At 69.3% G+C, this 19662-nt stretch carries 19 protein-coding genes; 8 read left to right on the top strand and 11 right to left on the bottom strand.

The features are described 5' to 3' along the window. Positions 1-109: 109 nt before the first annotated feature. Positions 110-478 (bottom strand): Rv2175c family DNA-binding protein, encoded by a 369-nt coding sequence (locus IEY60_RS28925; RefSeq protein ID WP_268241496.1) that lies wholly within the window; start codon positions 476-478, stop codon positions 110-112. Between the two features lie 146 nt (positions 479-624). On the opposite strand from IEY60_RS28925, the gene pknB reads away from it, so the two are divergent. Next, positions 625-2595 carry a Stk1 family PASTA domain-containing Ser/Thr kinase gene (gene pknB, locus IEY60_RS28920; RefSeq protein ID WP_195826245.1) on the top strand — a complete coding sequence of 657 codons (1971 nt, stop codon included), beginning with the start codon at positions 625-627 and terminating at the stop codon, positions 2593-2595. 238 nt (positions 2596-2833) lie between these two features. Here the strand turns inward: pknB and IEY60_RS28915 are convergent, their stop codons facing one another. Beyond that, positions 2834-4219: a class II 3-deoxy-7-phosphoheptulonate synthase gene (locus tag IEY60_RS28915; RefSeq protein ID WP_189033669.1), complete on the bottom strand. Its 1386-nt coding sequence runs from the start codon at positions 4217-4219 to the stop codon at positions 2834-2836. Positions 4220-4373: 154 nt separating this feature from the next. Here IEY60_RS28915 and IEY60_RS28910 point away from each other — a divergent pair, with 154 nt between their 5' ends. After that, complete coding sequence (locus IEY60_RS28910; RefSeq protein ID WP_189033668.1) at positions 4374-4748, top strand: hemophore-related protein; 375 nt, start codon at positions 4374-4376, stop codon at positions 4746-4748. On the opposite strand, the gene IEY60_RS28905 is transcribed toward IEY60_RS28910, so the two are convergent. Continuing rightward, positions 4742-5938, bottom strand: coding sequence for a sensor histidine kinase (locus IEY60_RS28905; protein ID WP_189033667.1), 1197 nt, complete (start codon positions 5936-5938; stop codon positions 4742-4744). The genes IEY60_RS28910 and IEY60_RS28905 overlap by 7 nt on opposite strands. Beyond that, on the bottom strand, positions 5935-6591 hold the full coding sequence (locus IEY60_RS28900) for a response regulator transcription factor (RefSeq protein WP_189033666.1): 657 nt from the start codon (positions 6589-6591) through the stop codon (positions 5935-5937). Before IEY60_RS28900 ends, IEY60_RS28905 begins: the two co-directional genes overlap by 4 nt. A gap of 171 nt (positions 6592-6762) precedes the next feature. Here IEY60_RS28900 and IEY60_RS28895 point away from each other — a divergent pair, with 171 nt between their 5' ends. Further along, on the top strand, positions 6763-7260 hold the full coding sequence (locus IEY60_RS28895) for a polyadenylate-specific 3'-exoribonuclease AS (RefSeq protein WP_189033732.1): 498 nt from the start codon (positions 6763-6765) through the stop codon (positions 7258-7260). A gap of 65 nt (positions 7261-7325) precedes the next feature. Here IEY60_RS28895 and qcrB read toward each other — a convergent pair whose 3' ends face one another. Genes qcrB through ctaE form a run of 4 tightly spaced genes read right to left on the bottom strand, consistent with a single transcriptional unit; the run spans position 7326 to position 11661 of the window. Beyond that, a complete protein-coding gene (qcrB, locus tag IEY60_RS28890) occupies positions 7326-8951 on the bottom strand; it encodes a cytochrome bc1 complex cytochrome b subunit (RefSeq protein ID WP_189033665.1) in 1626 nt (541 codons plus the stop codon). After that, positions 8948-10087, bottom strand: a complete 1140-nt coding sequence (qcrA, locus tag IEY60_RS28885) for a cytochrome bc1 complex Rieske iron-sulfur subunit (protein WP_189033664.1) — start codon at positions 10085-10087, stop codon at positions 8948-8950. Before qcrA ends, qcrB begins: the two co-directional genes overlap by 4 nt. Before the next feature lie 43 nt (positions 10088-10130). Continuing rightward, positions 10131-10994: a cytochrome bc1 complex diheme cytochrome c subunit gene (gene qcrC, locus IEY60_RS28880; RefSeq protein WP_189033663.1), complete on the bottom strand. Its 864-nt coding sequence runs from the start codon at positions 10992-10994 to the stop codon at positions 10131-10133. Positions 10995-11049: 55 nt separating this feature from the next. Continuing rightward, positions 11050-11661, bottom strand: a complete 612-nt coding sequence (gene ctaE, locus IEY60_RS28875) for an aa3-type cytochrome oxidase subunit III (protein ID WP_189033662.1) — start codon at positions 11659-11661, stop codon at positions 11050-11052. A 179-nt stretch (positions 11662-11840) separates the two neighbouring features. Here ctaE and IEY60_RS28870 point away from each other — a divergent pair, with 179 nt between their 5' ends. Next, positions 11841-12260, top strand: coding sequence for a hypothetical protein (locus IEY60_RS28870; protein ID WP_189033661.1), 420 nt, complete (start codon positions 11841-11843; stop codon positions 12258-12260). A 93-nt stretch (positions 12261-12353) separates the two neighbouring features. Then, positions 12354-13415 (top strand): anthranilate phosphoribosyltransferase, encoded by a 1062-nt coding sequence (gene trpD / locus IEY60_RS28865; RefSeq protein WP_189033660.1) that lies wholly within the window; start codon positions 12354-12356, stop codon positions 13413-13415. Between the two features lie 13 nt (positions 13416-13428). On the opposite strand, the gene IEY60_RS28860 is transcribed toward trpD, so the two are convergent. From IEY60_RS28860 to IEY60_RS28850, 3 genes are read right to left on the bottom strand one after another with little or no spacing between them, the layout of a single operon-like run. Continuing rightward, entirely contained in the window at positions 13429-13704 is a 276-nt protein-coding gene (locus IEY60_RS28860) for an Lrp/AsnC family transcriptional regulator (protein ID WP_189033659.1), read from the bottom strand. A gap of 4 nt (positions 13705-13708) precedes the next feature. Further along, positions 13709-14311 carry a phosphoribosylanthranilate isomerase gene (gene trpF, locus IEY60_RS28855; protein WP_189033658.1) on the bottom strand — a complete coding sequence of 201 codons (603 nt, stop codon included), beginning with the start codon at positions 14309-14311 and terminating at the stop codon, positions 13709-13711. An 18-nt stretch (positions 14312-14329) separates the two neighbouring features. Beyond that, on the bottom strand, positions 14330-16114 hold the full coding sequence (locus tag IEY60_RS28850; RefSeq protein ID WP_189033657.1) for a DEDD exonuclease domain-containing protein: 1785 nt from the start codon (positions 16112-16114) through the stop codon (positions 14330-14332). 678 nt (positions 16115-16792) lie between these two features. Here IEY60_RS28850 and IEY60_RS28845 point away from each other — a divergent pair. The 3 genes from IEY60_RS28845 to IEY60_RS28835 all read left to right on the top strand — a co-directional run bounded on the left by IEY60_RS28845 (position 16793) and on the right by IEY60_RS28835 (position 19626). After that, a complete protein-coding gene (locus IEY60_RS28845; protein WP_189033656.1) occupies positions 16793-17362 on the top strand; it encodes a C40 family peptidase in 570 nt (189 codons plus the stop codon). A 229-nt stretch (positions 17363-17591) separates the two neighbouring features. Beyond that, the gene (locus tag IEY60_RS28840; protein ID WP_189033655.1) at positions 17592-18605 is read left to right on the top strand and encodes an NlpC/P60 family protein; all 1014 of its coding nucleotides are present in this window, start codon (positions 17592-17594) and stop codon (positions 18603-18605) included. 7 nt (positions 18606-18612) lie between these two features. Then, positions 18613-19626 carry a hypothetical protein gene (locus IEY60_RS28835; protein WP_189033654.1) on the top strand — a complete coding sequence of 338 codons (1014 nt, stop codon included), beginning with the start codon at positions 18613-18615 and terminating at the stop codon, positions 19624-19626. Positions 19627-19662 lie beyond the last annotated feature (36 nt).

Below are 19662 nucleotides of genomic sequence, written 5' to 3'. Positions count from 1 at the left end.
CCACCACCGCGCTGAGCGTTCACCGAACGCTTCGACGGCCCTGATTGCGACCGATCAGCGCGATAGTGAACGTTCAGCGCGGTGGCCTGGAGCGAGCGGTGCGCCGGAATCAGAAGGGTTCGGCGGCGGCGCGGCGGACGACTTCGCGGGCCAGGGGGCCGTGCAGGGCGTCGACTGGGCGGCCGGGGAGGGAGTCGTCCTCGGTGTAGATCCAGCGCAGGATGTCCTCGTCGCTGTACTTGCCGTCGCGCATCACCGTGATCAGGCCGGGGAGCATCCGGACGATCTCGTCGTTGTCGTCGAAGAACCGGGACGGAATGCCTGCGACACCGTTGCGGCGGATCGCGAGGAGCTGGTGGTCACGCAGGAGCTGGTGCACCGCGGTGACCGGGATACCGAGTATGTCGGCGGCCTCGGGGAGCGAGACGACGGTTTCGGTGTCGGGCAGCACATCGTGGCTGCAGGGGAAGGCACTCACTCGCACAACCGTAGTACGTGTGCACGCTTCGCGTGATAGGGGCTGGCCCGCATCGGCTGGCATGCCATCATCACCCGGTTACGATCGTGGGGGCCGCACACGGTGGCCTTGTCGCTTGTCGCAGTGTCGCGAGGGGTGAGAAGTTTGTGAAAGCCGGAGGACATCACTTGATCGGCCAGATGCTGGAAGGGCGCTATCGCATCGATGCGCCGATCGCCCGCGGCGGAATGTCGATGGTGTTCCGGGGAACCGATACCCGGCTGGATCGCCCGGTGGCGATCAAGGTGATGGATCCGAAGTTCGCCGGGGATCCGCAGTTCCTGACCCGCTTCGAGTTCGAGGCGCGCGCGGTCGCGAAGCTGAAGCATCCGTCGCTGGTCGCCGTGTACGACCAGGGCATCGACGGCGAGTACCCGTTTCTGATCATGGAACTGGTCGAGGGCGGCACGCTGCGCGAACTGCTGCGCGAACGCGGCCCGATGCCGCCGCACGCCGTGCGCGCCGTCGCCGAGCCGGTGCTGCGCGCGATCGGCACCGCCCATGACGCGGGCCTGGTGCACCGCGACATCAAGCCCGAGAACGTGCTGATCTCCGATGCGGGCGAGGTGAAGATCGCCGACTTCGGCCTGGTCCGGGCCGTTGCCGCCGCCAACACGACCTCCGCCAGCGTCATCCTCGGCACCGCCGCCTACCTCTCCCCCGAGCAGGTGACCACCGGCACCGCCGACGCCCGCTCCGACGTGTACTCCTTCGGCATCCTGATCTTCGAACTGCTCACCGGCCGGGTGCCGTTCACCGGCGACAACTCGCTGTCGGTGGCCTATCAGCGGGTCGAGAACGACGTGCCGCCGCCGAGCCAGTTCATCGGCGGCGTGCCGCCGGAGTTCGACGCGCTGGTGGCCAAGGCCACCTCCCGCGATCCGCAGCAGCGCTACACCGACGCCCACGAGATGGCCGCGCACCTGCAGTCGATCGCGATGGAACTGAGCCTGCCCCCGTACCGGGTGCCCGCGCCGAGGGATTCGGCCGAACACCTCAGCGAGAGCTACCGGACCGGCGACGCGCACCACCCCGGTGAACGGCCCGCGACCCCGAATCCGGTTGCCGCGCATCCGGTTCCGAGCCCCGACCACCAGCCCCAGCACACCAGGGTGGTCACCGCGCCACGGCCGCGGCCCGACGAATACTCGCGCGCCCTCTCCCCCGCCGCGGCGCACAACCCGTTCGTGGCGAACGAGGGCACGTCCCGCCGCACCGGCGTGGTGTGGGCGGCGATCGTCACCGCGCTGACCCTGCTGGTCGGGATCGGCGGCTGGTGGCTCGGCGTCGGCCGCTACACCGCGGTGCCGCCGATCGCCGGGATGGACTCCGAACGCGCCGTCGCGGTGCTGCAGGAGGCGGGCTTCGAGACCGTGCTGCGCAACAAGGCCTCGGACACCATTCCGGTGGGCGGCGTGGTCGGCACCGATCCGTCGGCGGGCTCGCGGGTCACCAAGAGCTCCACGATCGCGGTGCTGATCTCCAACGGCAAGCCCAGGGTCCCCGATATCAAGCCGGGCGACCAGATCAGCGCGACCAACCAGGCGATCCGCGACGCGGGCCTGCAGCCGATCGACAGCGGCGAGGCGGCCAGTACCGCGCCGAAGGGCTCGCTGGCCAAGGTGGAGCCCGCGCCGGGCACGGTCCTGCCGATGGGCGCGCAGGTGAAGGTCTACCGCAGCAAGGGGTCGCAGCCGGTCAATGTGCCCGATGTGCGCGGCAAGACCGCCGAGGAGGCCGCTCGCGCCCTGACCAGTGCCGGGCTGACCGTGCGCGAGACCCGCGTGCAGTACGACAAGAGCGTCGAGGGCGACAAGGCGATCGGCACCGACCCCGCCGTCGGCACCACCCTGCAGTCGGGCGACAGTGTGACGCTGATCGTGTCGAGCGCGGTGAAGGTGCCCAATGTGATGGGTCAGAGCGTCGGCAGTGCCCGCTCCAAACTGCAGCAGCTGGGTCTCCAGGTGGAGGTCAAGTCGCTCACCGACTCCGACAGCTCCCTGGTGATCGGCCAGGTGCCCGGCTTCAACTCGAATGTGGAGGCGGGCAGCGTCGTGACGCTCACCGCCCTGCCTTGAAGAGATCGGGACAAGGACGACAAGGAAAAGCCCGGGCGCGGTCATCGCTGACCGGCCCGGGCCCTCACCGAACTCCCAGCTACGCACATCCCGACCCGGAGGAGGGATCGGCCACGCAGTGGCCGGTTCGCGGCCGTCCCGTCGATCAGGCGCCGTTGCGTAGGCGACGAAGGAGCAAGCAACGGTGCCTGATCGACGGGACCAACGGGCCGCGAACTCGAGCGCGCCAGCGCTCCAGTTAACGCAGCATCTCGGCGACCAGGAACGACAGCTCCAGCGACTGCTGGGTGTTCAAGCGCGGGTCGCAGGCGGTCTCGTAGCGGTCCTCGAGGTCGAGGTCGGAGATGTCCTGCGCGCCGCCGAGGCACTCGGTGACGTTCTCGCCGGTCAGCTCGATGTGCAGGCCGCCGGGGTGGGTGCCCAGGGCGTGGTGCACCTCGAAGAAGCCCTGCACCTCGTCGACGATGCGGTCGAAGTGGCGGGTCTTGAAGCCGGTCGAGGACTCGTGGGTGTTGCCGTGCATCGGGTCGCACTGCCAGATCACCTGGTGGCCGGTGGCCTGGACCTTCTCGATGATGGGCGGCAGCACGTCGCGCACCTTGCCGTTGCCCATCCGGGCGACCAGGGTGAGCCGGCCGGGCTCGTTGTTCGGGTCGAGGCGCTCGACATACTCCACGGCCTGGTCGGGCGTGGTGGTCGGGCCGATCTTCAGGCCGATCGGGTTGGCCAGCAGCTCGGCCAGCGCGATGTGGGCGCCGTCGAGCTGACGGGTGCGCTCACCGATCCACAGGAAGTGCGCGGACAGGTCGTAGAGCAGCGGCTCGCCGGTCTCGCTCTCGCTCAGCCGCAGCATCGCGCGCTCGTAGTCCAGGACGAGGGCTTCGTGCGAGGCGTAGATGCGGGCCGACTTCAGGCTCGGGTCGTTGACCTGGCAGGCGGTCATGAACCGCAGGCCGCGGTCGATCTCCTCGGCCAGCGCCTCGTAGCGGGCGCCCGCGGGCGACTGGGCGACGAAGTCGCGGTTCCAGTCGTGCACCTGGTGCAGGTCGGCCATGCCCGCGCTGGTCAGCGCGCGGACCAGGTTCATCGCGGCACTGGCGTTGGCGTAGGCGCGGACCAGGCGCGATGGGTCGTGGCGGCGCACCGCCTCGTCGGCGACCAGCGAGTTGACCATGTCGCCGCGGTAGGACTTGAGGCCGAGCGCGTCGATGTCGGAGGAGCGCGGCTTGGCGTACTGGCCCGCGATCCGCGCCACCTTCACCACCGGCAGGCTCGCGCCGTAGGTGAGCACGACGGCCATCTGCAGCAGGGTGCGGATGTTGCCGCGGATGTGCGGTTCGGTGTTGTCGGCGAAGGTCTCCGCGCAGTCACCGCCCTGCATGAGGAACGCCTCACCGCGCGCGACGGCGGCGAGCTGGGATTTGAGCTCCTCCACCTCGGCGGGCAGGCAGATCGGCGGCACGCTCTCGAGCACGGTGCGCATCGTCGCGGCCTCTTCGGCGTCCCACGACGGCTGCTGCAGGGCGGGCCGCGCCAAAGCGGCGTCGAGTCGGCTGCGCAGTTCCGCGGGCAGCGGCGGCAGTTCCGGCAGGCGGTCAATGGGTACGTCGACGGTCCAGGTCACCAGATCAGAATACGTAATCCGCGCGCGGAACCCCACCGCCGGGCCGGTCGGTGCGCAAGTCCGCCGCGCCGACCTCACGCCGGGCAAACAGGCGTGTTGATGGACTGCATGCGGGTCGCGACCCCGCGGCCACACCGAGAAAGGTTTACCGACGATGAAGTGGAACCACCTGTCGACCCGCACGGCGCTGGTGATCGGCCTCGCCGCGCTGGCGACCGCGGCGACCGTCGGCACGGCGACCGCCGCACCCGGCGATCGGACCCACCCGATGCTCGAGACGACATGTTCGGTGGAACAGATCGAGGCCGCGCTCGCCGAGCACGCGCCCGACCTCGCCCAGAAGCTCGCACAGCGCCCCGAGCATCGCGCGAAACTCGCGGAACTGCTGGCGAAGTCGCCCGAGGAGCGGCGCATCGTCATCCAGCAGCGTCAGGGCGAGCACCCCGGACCGCACGACGGCGGGCACGACGGGCACGACGGGCAGCACGCTCGGATGCTCGAAGTCCTCGAGGTGTGCGCCACCTACTGAGTGGGTCGTCGTGCTACCGCTATCCCGGGGGCGGGCAGTGACATCGTGATGATCAGCCCGCCGTCGGGATCGGCCGCCGCGTGCACGGTGCCGCCGTGCGCGTGGGCCACCGATCGGACGATGGACAGCCCGAGGCCCGCGCCGCGGCGGGCGCCGGGGTCGGTAGCACGGCGGGTGGTGTCCGCGGCGCGGCGGAACGGCTCGAACAGTCCGTCGAGTTCGAATTCCGGCACCATCCGGCCGGTGTTGGCGACGGTCAACCGGACGGCTCCGGTTTCGGTCGCGCACTCGATGCGCACCCGTCCGCCCGGGCGGTTGTACCGGACCGCATTGTCGACGAGGTTGTGCACCAGCCGCTCCAGCAGGATCGGGTCGCCGTCGACCGGCGCGGGCGAGACGTCACAGTCGAGCGACACCTCCGCGCCGGTGGCCTCGGCCGTGCTGAGGTCGGCCACATGCCGGGCGATTCCCGCCAGGTCACAGCGCCTGCGCTCGATGAGCTGCTGCTCGCTGGAGACCAGCAGCAACAACCCGTCGATCAGGCGTTCGTGACGGCCGTTGACCTCGAGCAGGGTCTCGCCGAGCTGCCGCAACGATTCGGGCGCGTCCGGCCGGTCCAGCGCCACCTCGATCAGGGTGCGGTTGATCGCCAGCGGGGTGCGCAGTTCGTGGGAGGCGTTGGCGACGAAGCGGCGCTGGCTGTCGAAGGCACGGTCGAGTCGTTCGAGCATGGCGTCGAAGGTGTCGGCGAGGTCCTTGATCTCGTCGGGCGGCCCTTCCAGCGCGATGCGTTCGTGCAGGCTGCGGTCGGCCACCCGGCGCGCGGTAGCGGTCACCCGCTGCAGCGGTGCCAGTGCCCGTCCCGCGAGTAGCCAGCCGAAGCCGGCGGCCGCGATCCCGACCACCGCGAGCGCCGTCAGCGACGAGATCAACATCGCCCGCAGCACATCACGACGTTCTTGTGCGGCCTGGGCGGCGATCGCCTCGGCGAGCCGTTCGGTACCGGGCATCCGATCGCCCAGCGCCAGGTGCTTGCTGATGATCATGTGCGTCGTCGCCGCGGGCCGCCGGTCCAGCCACTGCTCGAGCGAGAAGTACATCACCGCGATCAGCACCGCTCCGGCGACGAAGAACGAGGCCGCGTACAGCAGGGTCAGCCGCAGCCTGATGGTCGACCGTGGGCGGCTCATCGGATGCGGTAGCCCGCGCCGGGCTCGGTCTCGATCAGCGCCGGTTCCCCGAGCTTGCGGCGCAACATCATGATCGTGTACCTGACCACGCCGGTGAACGGGTCGATGTTCTCGTCCCACGCCTTCTCCAGTAGTTGTTCGGCCGACACCACACCGCCGTCCGCGCGCATCAGCTCACGCAGCACGGCGAACTCCTTCCGTGACACCGTGATCGGCAGACCGTCGCGGGTCAGTACGTGGCGGTGCACGTCGAGGCACAGCCCACCGCGGCGCAGGACCGGAGGGGTGGCCGGATGCGCCCGGCGCCCGAGCGCCTGCACCCGGGCGACCAGTTCGGCGAAGGCGAACGGCTTGGTCAGGTAGTCGTCGGCACCCAGCCCGAGCCCGGCGACCCGCTCACCGATCCCGGCCGCCGCGGTCAGCATCAGCACCCGGCTGTCCACGCCGTGCTCGATCATCCAGCCGCACACCTGGTCGCCGGACGCGCCGGGGATGTCCCGATCCAGGACGACGACGTCGTAGTCGTTGACCGGCACGCGTTCCAGTGCGGCGTCACCGTCGTAGACCACGTCCACCGCCATGGCATGCCGGCGCAGCCCCGTGCCGATCGCGTCGGCCAATATCGTCTCGTCTTCGACCACCAGCACCCGCACGGGCGACATCTTGCCCGCCGACCCTGTTTGTTCGCTGTGAGGTCACGGCATACCCGTGCGCGTCGCGTGCGAACCGTCGACATAGGGTTTCGGTCAACCCATCGTGGGCTACGGACCGTGCCGTCCCGCCGGAGGACCACGGCCGCCCACCGGCACGAAGAGGCGATCTCCCTGCGATATTTCTATGATTCGGAATTCGTCGAGGACGGCGTGACGATCGATCTGATCTCGATCGGCGTCGTCTGCGAGGACGGCCGCGAATACTACGCGGTGTCCACCGAATTCGATGCGCGGCGAGCCGGGCCGTGGGTCCGCAAACATGTGCTCCCGAAATTGCCGCCCGCGGGATCGCCGCTGTATCGCACCAGGGAACAGATCCGCGACGACCTGTTCAAGTTCTTCCTGCCCCGGCCGAGCGTGCAGCCGGAGCTGTGGGCCTGGGTGGGCGCCTACGATCACGTCGCGCTGTGCCAGCTGTGGGGTGACATGACCGCGCTGCCCAAGGGCATGCCGCGCTACACCAACGAGCTGCGTCAGCACTGGGTCGCGCACGGCAGCCCCGTGCTGCCGCCGATCCCCGACGACGCCCACGACGCGCTGGCCGACGCCAGGCACAACCTGGCCAAGTTCGAGGCGATCGAGGCCTACCGGCGCACCCCGCGCCTCTGAGCCGGAAACACGGGAAAGGCCCCGAGTCGCAGCGACTCGGGGCCTTTCTCGTTGTGCTTGCGCGATCAGTGACCGTGCGGCTCGTCACCGTTGGCGCGTGCCTGCTCGTTCGCGAGCGCGGTGAGCATCTTGTGCTCCTCGATGTGCTCGTTCTCGAAGTAGGCGTCGGACTCGGCCTTCGGGTCGGCCCGCAGGAAGCTACCGGTGCCCGGCTTGCCCGCCGAACCCAGCTTGTTCATCTTCTTGGGCACCGGGGCGCCCTGGTACTCCAGCGGGATCGCGTGGCCGTGGCCGTCGACCGGGCCCAGCGGCTGGTGCACCTCGATGTACTCACCGTGCGGCAGGCGCTTGATGACACCGGTCTCGATGCCGTGCTCGAGCACCGCCCGGTCACTGCGCTGCAGACCGATGCAGAACCGGTAGGTCACGAAGTACGCCAGCGGCGGCAGCAGCAGCACGCCGATGCGGCCGATCCAGGTCGTCGCGTTCAACGAGATGTCGAACTTGAACGCGATGATGTCGTTGACACACGACAGCGTCAGCACCACGTAGAACGCGATGGCCATGGCACCGATGGCGGTACGCACGGGCACGTCGCGCGGACGCTGGAGCAGGTTGTGATGCGCCGTGTGATCGTTGGTGAGGCGCTTCTCGATCCACGGGTAGGCGATCAGCAGGGTGAACACCAGACCCATGGTGAGGGCGACCCAGACGACGGCCGGGACCGTGTAGCGACCCAGGTAGAGCTCCCACGGCGGCATCAGACGCGCCAGACCGTCGGTCCACATCATGTAGAAGTCCGGCTGCGAACCCGCCGAGACCTGGGACGGGTTGTACGGACCCAGGTTCCAGATCGGATTGATCTGCAGGACACCACCCATGATGCCGACGATGCCGAGGGTGAACGCGAAGAACGCGCCCTGGTCCGCGGCGAACACCGGCACGATGCGCGCGCCGACCACGTTGTTCTCGGTCCGGCCCGGGCCGGGGAACTGGGTGTGCTTCTGGTACCAGACCAGCGCGACGTGCGCGCCGATCAGCGCCAGGATGATGCCGGGCAGCAGCAGCACGTGGGCGATGTAGAGACGCGGGATGATGATGTCGCCGGGGAAGTCGCCACCGAACATCAGCCAGTGCATCCAGGTACCGATGACCGGCAGGCTCATGGTGATACCACCGAACGCGGCACGAAGACCGGTGCCCGAGAGCAGGTCGTCGGGCAGCGAGTAGCCGAAGAAGCCCTCGAACATCGCCAGGATCAGCAGCAGCGAGCCGATCACCCAGTTCGCCTCACGCGGCTTGCGGAACGCGCCGGTGAAGAAGATGCGGAACAGGTGGATGATGATCGACGCCGCGAACAGCAGGGCCGCCCAGTGGTGGATCTGCCGGACGAACAGCCCGCCGCGCACCTCGAAGGAGATGTTCAGCGCGGTCTCGTACGCCCGCGACATGCCGACGCCGCGCAGCGGCTGGTAGGCGCCGTCGTAGGTGACGTGCGCCATCGACGGATCGAAGAACAGCGTCAGGTACACACCCGACAGCAGCAGGATGATGAACGCGTAGAGCGCGATCTCACCCAGCAGGAACGACCAGTGGGTCGGGAAGACCTTGTTGATCGACCGCTTCATGAACGCGGCGGCGCGATACCGCTCGTCCATCTCGTTGGCTTGGTTCGCCACCAGAGTGCTCATGAACGACGCTCCCAGAAGGCCGGGCCGAGCGGCTCGATGAAGTCGCCGTTGGCGACCAGGAAGCCCTCGGAGTTGACGGTGATCGGCAGCTGAGGCAGCGCGCGGGCGGCCGGACCGAAGACCGGCTTACCCCACTCGGTCGCCGAGAACTGCGACTGGTGGCAGGGGCACAGGATGCGGTTGGTCTGCTGCTCGAACAGTGAGGTCGGGCAACCGAGGTGGGTGCAGATCTTCGAGTAGGCGAAGTAGTCGCCGTAGTTGAAGCTCTCCTGGCCCTTGCGCTTGATCGCCTTCTCGGCATCCTCGGTACGCAACCGGATCAACATGACGGAGTTGCGGACACCGCGCAGCGACTGCAGGGTCGCGTGCGAATCGCCACGCCACTTCTCTTTCCACGGGAACACGGTTTCCATGGCGCCCGCGTCCAGGTCCTCCGGACGCACCAGCACGATGTCCTCGGGACGACCGGTGTCGCGACGGATGTAGATGGTCTCGCCCGGGTAGTCCGGGGTCCAGCCCGACACCCACAGCGGCGACTTGTCGCGCTTGGCCCACGGGTTCTTCACCATGCCGCCGATGAACACCAGCAGCGAGCCGATGCCGAGTACACCGACGCCGGCACCAGCGGTGCCGAGCATCATCTTGCGACGACCCAGGGTGGAGGTGTCGAGCGCGTCCTGCAGCTCGGCCGCCAGGGTCCGGCGCTCGACCTCGTCCGACGGGCCGTCGTGGCGCTGCTGGATCGAGATCTCGGCGGGGATGAACCGCTTGCGGATCAGCACGACGGCGATACCGATGACCAGCACCGAGATGCCGAAGGTCAGGCCGATGAGCGGGGTGAACAGCGCGTAGGCCTGGTGGCCTTCCTGGCGGTTGCCCTTCCACTCCCACGGCCAGAACAGGAAGACACCGATCAGCGCGGCGGCGGCAAGGCCGGAGATGGCGAACCAGAACGTGACCGCACGCTCGGCGCGCTTCTCGGCGCGGGTGCCCGGCACCGGCCACCGCTCGCCGCGGTACGCGACGTCGACGCCGTCACGCGCGGTACCGAGCTCGACCAGCTCGTCGCGCGTCATCGCGTCCAGTTCGTCTTCGGTGGGTTCGCGACCCATGTCGCTTCGCTCCTGTCCACTCATGACTGTGTCCTATCCGACATGCTCGCCTTCGCGCGCTGGCCGATCATGTCCGTGATCCGATCCACATCGCGGCGCCGACCACGGCGGTGATGCCGATGACCCAGATCGCGAGGCCCTCGGTCGCCGGACCGAACCCGCCGAGATCCCAGCCGCCGGGCGCCTTCTCCTCGGCCGCGTTCTTGACGTAGGCGACGATGTCGCGCTTCTCCTCCGGCGACAGCTGCCGGTCGGAGAACTTCGGCATGTTCTGCGGGCCGGTGACCATCGCGTTGTAGATCTGCGCCTCGTTGGCGGGCGCCAGCGAGGGCGCGAACTTGCCGCTGGAGAGCGCACCACCGCGGGCGGTGAAGTTGTGGCAGGAGGCGCAGTTCATCCGGAACAGCTCCGAGCCGCGGGCGATGTCGTCGCCACGCAGCGATTCCTGCGCGATCTCGCCGTTGGCGTCACGGATCACCGAGGGGCCACCGCCGTTGGCGGCGACGTACGCGCCGATCGCGTCGGTCTGATGCGCGTCGAACTTCTCCGGCTTGCGCATCGCCTGGGCTTCGTTGCGGGTCATCGGCATGCGGCCGGTGGACACCTGGAAGTAGACGGCGGCCTCGCCGACGCCGATCAGGCTGGGGCCACGTTCTTCCACACCCTGCAGGTTGGCGCCGTGGCAGGTGATGCACGAGGTGTCGTAGAGCTGCTTGCCCTCGCGGATGAGCGCGGACTGATCCTCGTGCGCGGTGGCGATCTGCGGCTCGGGAGTGAGCGCCGTGGCCAGGAAGCCGGCTCCGACCAGACCAACGAGCAACGCGAGACCGCCCGCGATACGACGGCGAACGCGACGCTGCTTACGCGTCTTGGCGGCCTGCCCGTTGCCGGGGCCAGCGGGCTCTGGGGCCGACGGGGGAGATGAACTCATCTGTGTCCCTTTGGAGTAGACGGAACCGACTTGTGCAAATGTTGTGCGCCCGCGCCTAGCGGACGAAGTAGATCGTGGCGAACAGCCCGATCCAGACGATGTCGACGAAGTGCCAGTAGTACGACACCACGATCGCGGCGGTCGCCTGCGCGGGCGTGAACTTGCTCAGCGTGGTGCGGATCAGCAGGAACACGAACGCGATCAGACCGCCGATCACGTGCAGGCCGTGGAAGCCGGTGGTGATGTAGAAGACCGAGCCGTAGGAGCTGCCTGCGATCGAGGTTCCCTCGTGGACCAGGTGGTAGTACTCGTAGCCCTGGCCGAACACGAAGAAGGTGCCCATCGCCAGGGTGATCATGTACCAGCGGCGCAGGCCGAACACGTCGCCCCGCTCCGCGGCGAACACGCCCATCTGGCAGGTGAACGACGATGCGATCAGCACGGCCGTCACCGGGATGGCGAGCGTCATGTTCAGCTCGGTCGGCTCCGGGGGCCAGTTGCCGTGCGCCTGCGCGCGCGCAACGAAGTACATGGCGAAGAGGCCGGCGAAGAACATCAGCTCGCTCGACAGCCAGATGATGGTTCCGACGCTGACCATGTTGGGCCGGTTCAGCGAATGCACACGCTGAGTAATGGCCGATCCTGGGGTGCCTACTGCGGTCGTCACGGGGTAAGTATGACTCTTCGTAGTACGACAGCTGTACCCGGGTACGAAACTTTGTCGCGCAAGGCGGAAAACCCACGCACAGAGGGGGTCCGCGACCTCGGTCGGCGTGTTGGCGACGATCACGTGACGACTCATTGTGACAGCGTTGGATGTGGATAACCTGAGACGAGGAGGCGGCGATGGTCGTGGTGCGGATGTGGCGGCGATTGTTCGGTGGAAGCGCGCAGGCGCTCGACCCGGCGCGGGCCGATCTGGTCGTGGTCGCGTCGAGTTTCGACGACGTCGAGGCCTGCTCGGCGGTGCTGGACCGGGCGACCGGCCTGGATCGGGAGGCCGAGGCGGTGCTGCGCCACCACCTGCGCCTGCCCGCCGGGCAGTTGGAGGCGGCCTGTGAGATCGCCGGATACGACGGGTACACGCGCGCCGAGCCGGTGCGTGCGGCCACTGACGAGCTGGTGCCGATCATCCTGCAGCGGGTGCAGGTACTCGACCCGCTGAGCTGTTCGCAGGAGCGTTCGCGGATGGCCGGGCTCGCCCAGCGCCACGACGGTGTCGCCGACGGCTGGGACGCGCTGCAGCCGCCTCGTCCCGCCCCTTAAACTTGCTCAGCGGCGCAATAAGGTTGCGCAACACAGGCGCGCGCGAGAAGAGTTTGCGCGACGGTGTCGGTCGAGGAGAAGGATGCGGAGCAGATGAGCGTGCGCAGCTGGCCCCAGGTGCTCGGAACCCTCGCCGACGGTGGTGACCTGGCCGCGGACGACACCACCTGGGTGATCGACGAGATCTTCACCGACAACGCCACCGCGGCCCAGATCGCGGCGTTCGGCGTCGCCATGAAGATCAAGGGCCCCACCCCCACCGAGCTGGCGGGCATGGTCGCGGGCATGCTCGGGCACGCCCGCCTTGTCCATGTCGACGGCGACGCGGTCGACATCGTCGGCACCGGCGGTGACCGGTCCGGCTCGGTGAACATCTCCACCATGTCCTCGGTGGTCGTGGCCTCGGCCGGTGTGCCGGTGGTCAAGCACGGCAACCGGGCCGCATCGTCCAAGTCCGGTGGCGCCGACGTGCTGGAGGCGCTGGGCGTGCGGCTCGCGCTCGGCCCGGAGTCGGTGGCGCGGTCGGTGCGCGAGGCGGGCATCGGTTTCTGCTTCGCGCCGCTGTTCCATGCCGGGCTGCGCTTCGCCGGGCCCGCGCGCAAGGAGATCGGCATCCCGACCGTGTTCAACGTGCTCGGGCCGCTCACCAACCCGGCACAGCCGCGGGCGGGGCTGATCGGCTGCGCGTTCGCCGACCTCGCGCCGGTGATCGCCGGTGTGTTCGCCGAGCGTGACGCCAGTGCGCTGGTGGTGCGCGGGCGCGACGGGCTCGACGAGATCACCACCTCCGACCTCACCGATGTGTGGGTGGTCAGCGGCGGGCGGATCAGGCAGACGGTGATCGATCCGACGCGCCTCGGTATCCCCCGCGTCGAGCTGGACGCGCTGCGCGGCGGCGACGCCGAGGTCAACGCCGGGATCGCGCGCGAGGTGTTCGCCGGGACGCCGGGCCCGGTGCGCGACGCGACCCTGCTCAACTCCGCCGCCGCGATCGTCGCCTACGACCTCTCGCGCGGGGTCGGCGATGCCGACCTGGACCTGGACGCCGCGCTGGCGGGCGGGCTCGAGCGCGCCGCGGCCGCCGTCGACAGCGGCGCGGCGGCGAAGCTGCTGCAGAGCTGGGCCGAGCTCACCCAGACCCTCGACGAGGGCTGAGCGAGCGAAAGCCTCACTCCCCCAGCGAGAATCCGGCTTCCACGTCGGCGCTCGAATATGACTTGAAGGCGATGTGGGTGGTGGTGCGGACCACGCCTTCCACCTTGTCGATGCCGCTGGTGACCACCTCGGCGATCCGCGCGTGATCGCGGACCCGCACGATCGCGATCAGGTCGACGTCACCGGCGCAGGAGTACACCTCGGCGACTCCTGCGGTGTCGGCGAGCGCCTGCGCGGTCTCGGGGATACGAGAGTTCTCGGCCTGGATCAGCACGATCGCGGTAATCATGGGATCAGCCTAGAACTTGCGGCCGCTCGGTGGCCGCTTTGAACCGTCGCATGAGGTCACGGCTCTTCACGCCGGGCGCCGATTCCACCGAACTGGACACGTCGACGCCGTAGGGACGGTGGCGGGTGATGGTGGCGGCGACATTGTCGGCGTCGAGTCCACCGGCCAGCACGACCTTGCCCGGCAGCGCGCGCACCCAGTCGGGGAACTCCTCGAAGATCCCGGAGCCCGCGCTGGCGTCGTAGAAGAAGTATTCGCTGGTCTGCTCGGGTGCGGGCGGCGTCGAGGAGCAGAAGGCGAGGTTCGGCAGGTCGGCCCACTGGTAGAGCTGCACGACGTCGAACGCGTCGGCCACCTCGGCGACCTCGGCCGCTTCCAGGGCGACGACGAAGGTGGTGATCCGGCCGCGCGCGTAGTCGGCGAGGGCGCGGGCCTGCTCGGGCGTGCGGTACCGCTTGCTCTTGGGCGTGACCATGACGCCGATCGCCGAGTAGCCGAGCTCGACGGCCCAGTCGATCTGTTCCTCGGTGGTCAGGCCGCACACCTTCACGAACATCCGCGGTTCGCCCTTTCTCCCGCTGTCACCGGGCGTGACAGGCGGTTCCATGATCCTCTCGCCGGGTGGTCACCGTTCGGCCAGGTATTGCTCCTCGGCGCTCCTGGTGGTCGCCGCGGTGCGCGCCAGCTGCGCCCAGCCTTTCCAGCGGGCCGCGCCGTGCAGTGGTTCGCGGTAGCCCTCGCTGGTGCGGACGATGCGGGCGCCGGGTTTGGCGAGCCAGCGGGCGATGACACCGACTTCTTCGGGCGGTGCGCCGCGCAGGGGCGGAATGGTGTCGTCAGGCGGCGGCTCGCAGGACGCGGCGTCGCCCAGGTCGGGGATCACCGTTTCGGCGGCGGCGACGATCTGGTCGACGACAGCCATGGGCGGGGTGCCGCGCGTGGCTGTGCCTGCCGCGGCGAGGCGGCCGTAGCGGATGACCGAGAATTCCCAGCCGCCCGCCCCGTCGGGCAGGGCGATGATCAGCTCCGGGATGCGGGCAAGCGCGGCGAGGCGCTGGGTGCGGTGCAGCATGGTGACGACGGTGGCGGTGCGGTCACGCAGGCGCGCCGCTGCCTCGAAATGCTCGGCGGCGGAATGGGTTTCGATACGGTCGAGCATGGCCCGCAGCAACGCGTCGGAGCGGCCGGTGAACAGGTCACGCACCGCCTCGACCGCCGGGGCGTAACCGGTGGCGTCCAGGTCGGCCGCGGGGCGAGCCGCCGGGCAGCCGCCGACCACCGCGGGCAGGCAGGTGTGTCTCGCCGCGCGGGTGAGCCGGGTGGCGCAGGTTCGCAGTCCGGCGAACTCGGCGATCGTCGCGGCCACGTCGACGGCGTCGGCGCGAGAACCGAACGGCCCCACCGCTGTTCGCGTCGGAGTGCGCACGGCGACGAGCCGGGGAAAGGCCTCGTCGCTGATCGTCAGCCACCAGCCGCGGCGGGGGAACTTCGAGCGGCGGTTGTACGGCGGCGCGTGCGCGGCGAGCAAACGCAGCTCGCGAACGCCCGCTTCCAGACCGTGCGCGCACACCACATGGTCGACCCGAATCGCCAGTGCCACCATCTCTTTCATCCGGCCGCGGGTCTCCGAACCGGTGAAGTAGTTGCGGACGCGGCGGCGCAGATTGACCGCGGTCCCTATATAGAGGACTTCGTCGGACGGACCGCGGAACAGATACACCCCGGGCGAGGTCGGCAGATCGCCGGCGAAAGTGCGCTTGGCCCGCTGGGTTCCGGTGACGCCGGGCAGGTAGTCGAGCAGCTCGGTGAGGCTGTGCACGCCCTGGTTGCCGACCCGGCCGATCAGCGCGTGCAGCACGTCGACGGTGGCGCGGGCGTCGTCGAGGGCGCGGTGCGTCGGGGTGGTCGACGCACCGAGGATCTGGGCGAGCACTCCGAGTCGCGCCGAGGGCGCCTCGTCGCGGGTGAGCACCCGTCGCGCCAGTTTCACCGTGCACAGCACCTGCGGGTTGGGCCAGGTGATGTCCTGGCGCGCCGCAGCGGCTTTGAGGAACGCGGTGTCGAAGCGGGCATTGTGCGCCACCAGCACCGCGCCCGCCGCGAACTCCAGAAAGCCCGGCAGCACCGCCTCGATCCGCGGCGCCTCGTACACCATCGCCGTGGTGATCCCGGTGATCTGCACGATCGCGGGCGGGATCGCGAACCCCGGATTCACCAGGGTCGCGAACTCCCCCAGCACTTCTCCCCCGCGCACCTTCACCGCCCCGATCTCGGTGATCGAATCCCCGTGCGGGCTGGTCCCGGTCGTTTCCAGGTCGACGACGACGAAGGTGGTGTCATACAGCGGAGTGTCGAGTTCGTCGAAGGCCAGCTGACGGGCGGCAGCCGGGAGCGGAACGGGATCGGGCACGGCGAGCAGCGTAGGACGGGGGTCCGACAAGCGGGGTCAGCGTTGGGTCGGTAGTGGCCGGTTCGGTGGGAGCGTCAGGCGCGGACGGGGGTGTCGGCCGGAGCCGGACCGGTCGACGGAGAATCCGACACGCTCGTCGCCGGCAATTCGCTGCGAGACTTTCGTTCCGATGCGAACAAAATGACCTTGATCAGGGTCGAATGAGACCGGGATCACAGTTTGCCGGATATCACATGACTGTCCCGAATTTCATCGGGTAAGAGCGATTACCGATCCGAGCACACAGAAGCAGGCGGCGCGCCGCCTGCGCGTACGACTGGGCGACCGACCGGTTACGAACGCGACGCGCGGGTGCGACCTGGGGGTTCACCCCTAGGGGTAGACCAATAGGCCGCGAAGAAGCCCAATGGCGACGCGCCGGACAGGAGCCCGGAAGCCCGCGGAGGCGACCTGGCGTTATCGTTTCGTGATTGGTGTGACGCAGCTCGCAGGCGAAGGCGGGTGATATCGCGGAATTTGCTTCCCGGACCGATGTCCGACTTTACAAACCACCGTGATGTCTTCGTAACCTTTTCGAGACCTCACGGAGTCCCCTCGGACCGGAAACGGTGCAACGGGATGAAGCCCGCCGCGTCATACGGACACGGCGTCGTGGGGCAGATTGGAAGTACCCGCATCATGGCGACCAACACCGTCAAGCGTCAGGCGCAGCGAGCCGTTGCCGCCGGAGCCGTCGGCGCTGCCACCATCGGCGCGTTCCTCCTGCCGGCCGCTCCCGCGTCGGCGACGCCGGTCACCGTTCCCGGTATCGGCACCTTCGAGGTGCCCAACGAGATCCCGCTGCCGCAGGGCATCCCCGGCATCGAGACCCCCGGCGCGCCGCCGGTGTTCACCGCGCCGCGTGCCACCGCCGCGGACATCGCGCTCGACGCCGCGCTGAGCAAGGTCGGCTCCCCCTACGTCTACGGTGCCGCGGGCCCGGACGCCTTCGACTGCTCGGGTCTGGTCCAGTGGGCCTATCGCCAGGCGGGCATGGAGCTGCCGCGCACCAGCGGCGCCCAGCTCGGTGCGGGCACCCCGGTCTCGATCGACGATCTGCGCCCCGGCGACCTGGTGTCGTTCTACGGCGGCGGCCACTCGGGCCTGTACGCCGGCGACGGCAATGTCGTGCACGCCTCCACCTCGGGCACCCCGGTCCAGCTCGCGCCGGTCTCCTCGATGCCGTTCGCGGGCGCTCGCCGCTTCTGATCGACACCGAACGGTGCGTCGTTCACGGGGAAGGGCGCACCGTGACCTGTCCGTGGCCTACTGGACACGGACACACGCAGTTCCGTAACCTGATCGAGATCTTCTCGCGAGACGAGAAGGTCCGGTTCAGGTAAAGCGCTGTATCGGCGGACAACGAGAGAACGGGGCACGGCGCACTGTGACTGCACACCACCGGAACCCGCGCGTGCCACGTGGCATCGCCGGAGCCATGTCCGCCGCGATCCTGGTGTGCGCCGCGTATGCCGCGGGCCCCTCCCTCGCCGATCCGGTGGCCCTGCCGACCACCGCGGGTGACGCGATCGCCAGGATGGTCGACCTGTCCCGGCAGGCCGAGGCACTCAACCAAGCCTCCCTCACCGCCCAGCAGGACCTCGACGCCAAGCTGTCGGTCCAGCGCGAGGCCGACGACAAGCTCGCCGCGAGCACCGCCGTCGCCGATGCCGCCCGCGCCGAGGTGCGCAAGTTCCAGCCGATGATCGATCGCACGGCGATCGCCACCTACACCGGCGCGCGCACCGATCGCATGTTCGCGGTGCTGTCGAGCAATTCGCCGCAGCAGCTGCTGGACAAGATGTCCACCCTCGACGTGCTCTCCCAGCAGACCGCGGCGAGCGTGCGCGAGTTCAAGAAGGCCGCCGACAGCGCGACCGCCGCCGAATCCGTCGCCCGTGCCGCCGCCGACACCGCCCGCGCCGCGACCGCGGCCGCGGAGTCCGTGCGCGCCGATGTCGACCGCAAGCGCAACGACCTCACCGTGGCCACCACCCAGGTCGTCGAGGCCTGGGGTGCGCTCTCGGCCAGGGACAAGTCCACACTGGCAGGCTCGCCGTTCCCGCCCGGATTCGATCGCGATTCGCTGCTGCAGGGCCTGGTCCCCGGCAGCGGCACCAGCGCACTGGCCGCGGCGCTGACCCGCGTCGGCGATCCGTATGTCTGGGGCGCCACCGGCCCCGACCAGTTCGACTGCTCCGGGCTCGTGCAGTGGGCCTTCAAGCAGGTCGGCAAGAACGTGCCGCGCACCAGCTCCCAGCAGGCGAACTTCGGCACCCCCGTGGCCAAGGACGATCTGCAGCCCGGCGATGTCGTGCTGTTCTATCCCGAGATCTCGCACGTCGGTATCTACGCGGGCAACGGCATGATGGTGCACGCCTCCACCTTCGGAGTGCCGGTGGCCGTCGCGCCGATCAACACCACCCCGTACCACTCGGCCCGGCGATACTGAGCCGACGGTGACCGATCCGTCGCGCCGCTCGTCCGGCCTCCGTTCCTGGTTCTCGGCCAACGGCCGCCTCGAATTCGTCCTCACGCTCGCCTCGGTCACCCTGCTGACCGGGGCGTGTCTGGCCCTGATCCTGGTGCCGCGCAACGCGGGTCCGCTGCAGCTGGCCACCGACGAGGCCGAGGTGCTCGACACCACCGAGGGCATCGACGACCCCCGGCTCACACCGGTGCGGCGCGAACTGCAGCCGTTCGGCCCGATCCTGGTGCGCCGGGTCGCCGCCGGCGGCGAGGCGGACGCGCTGCTGGTGGCCCATCCGGGTCACCGCGCCGATCTGGATGTTCTCGAACACGAACTCGAGCTGGCGATCGCCGATGTGAGCGCCGCGTGGGGTGTCGACTGGAATCGCGCGCCCGTGATCGTCGTCGCGGGGACGCCCACCGAGTTCACCGCGCTGACCAGGGCCGCGGGCGCGACGACCACCGCGGATGTGGCCGCCGTGTCGCTCACCGGCTCGTACGCGCCCGGAACCAGGCCCACCGACCAGCGGATCGTGTTCAATCCCGACGCGCGCCGCCGGGTCGGCGACGAGGGCCTGGCCACCCTGCTGCGCCACGAGCTCACCCATGTCGCGACCAGGGGCGTCACCACCGACGGCGCGCCGCTGTGGATGCTCGAGGGCTACGCCGAGTACGTCGCCCAGCGCGGCCGGGGCAACACCTTCTCCCAGATCGCGCCCACCCTGACCACCCGGCTGCGCGCCGGCGCCCTGCCCACCGAGCTGATCGGCGACGCCGACTTCACCGGGACCGACGCCGCCTACGCCTACGAATCCGCCTGGAGCACTTGCGCTTTCCTCGCCGATCGCTACGGCCCGGCCACCCTCACCGAGCTGTACAAGCGACTCGCGACCGGCCCACAGTCCCCCGCCGCCCAGGACGCCGCCTTCACTTCCGTCCTCGGCGTCTCGCGCGCCGAACTGCTCGACGGCTGGCGCGCCTGGCTGCGCGGCCGCGCCGTCTGACCACCACCCCTCCTCGAGTCACTCCGTGACGCTTAC

It is taken from the genome of Nocardia rhizosphaerihabitans (assembly GCF_014646295.1).
GTDB classification, from domain to species: Bacteria; Actinomycetota; Actinomycetes; order Mycobacteriales; family Mycobacteriaceae; genus Nocardia; species Nocardia rhizosphaerihabitans.
Note: the sequence above shows the minus strand (reverse complement) of the source record. Positions and strands in the feature narration are given on the sequence as shown.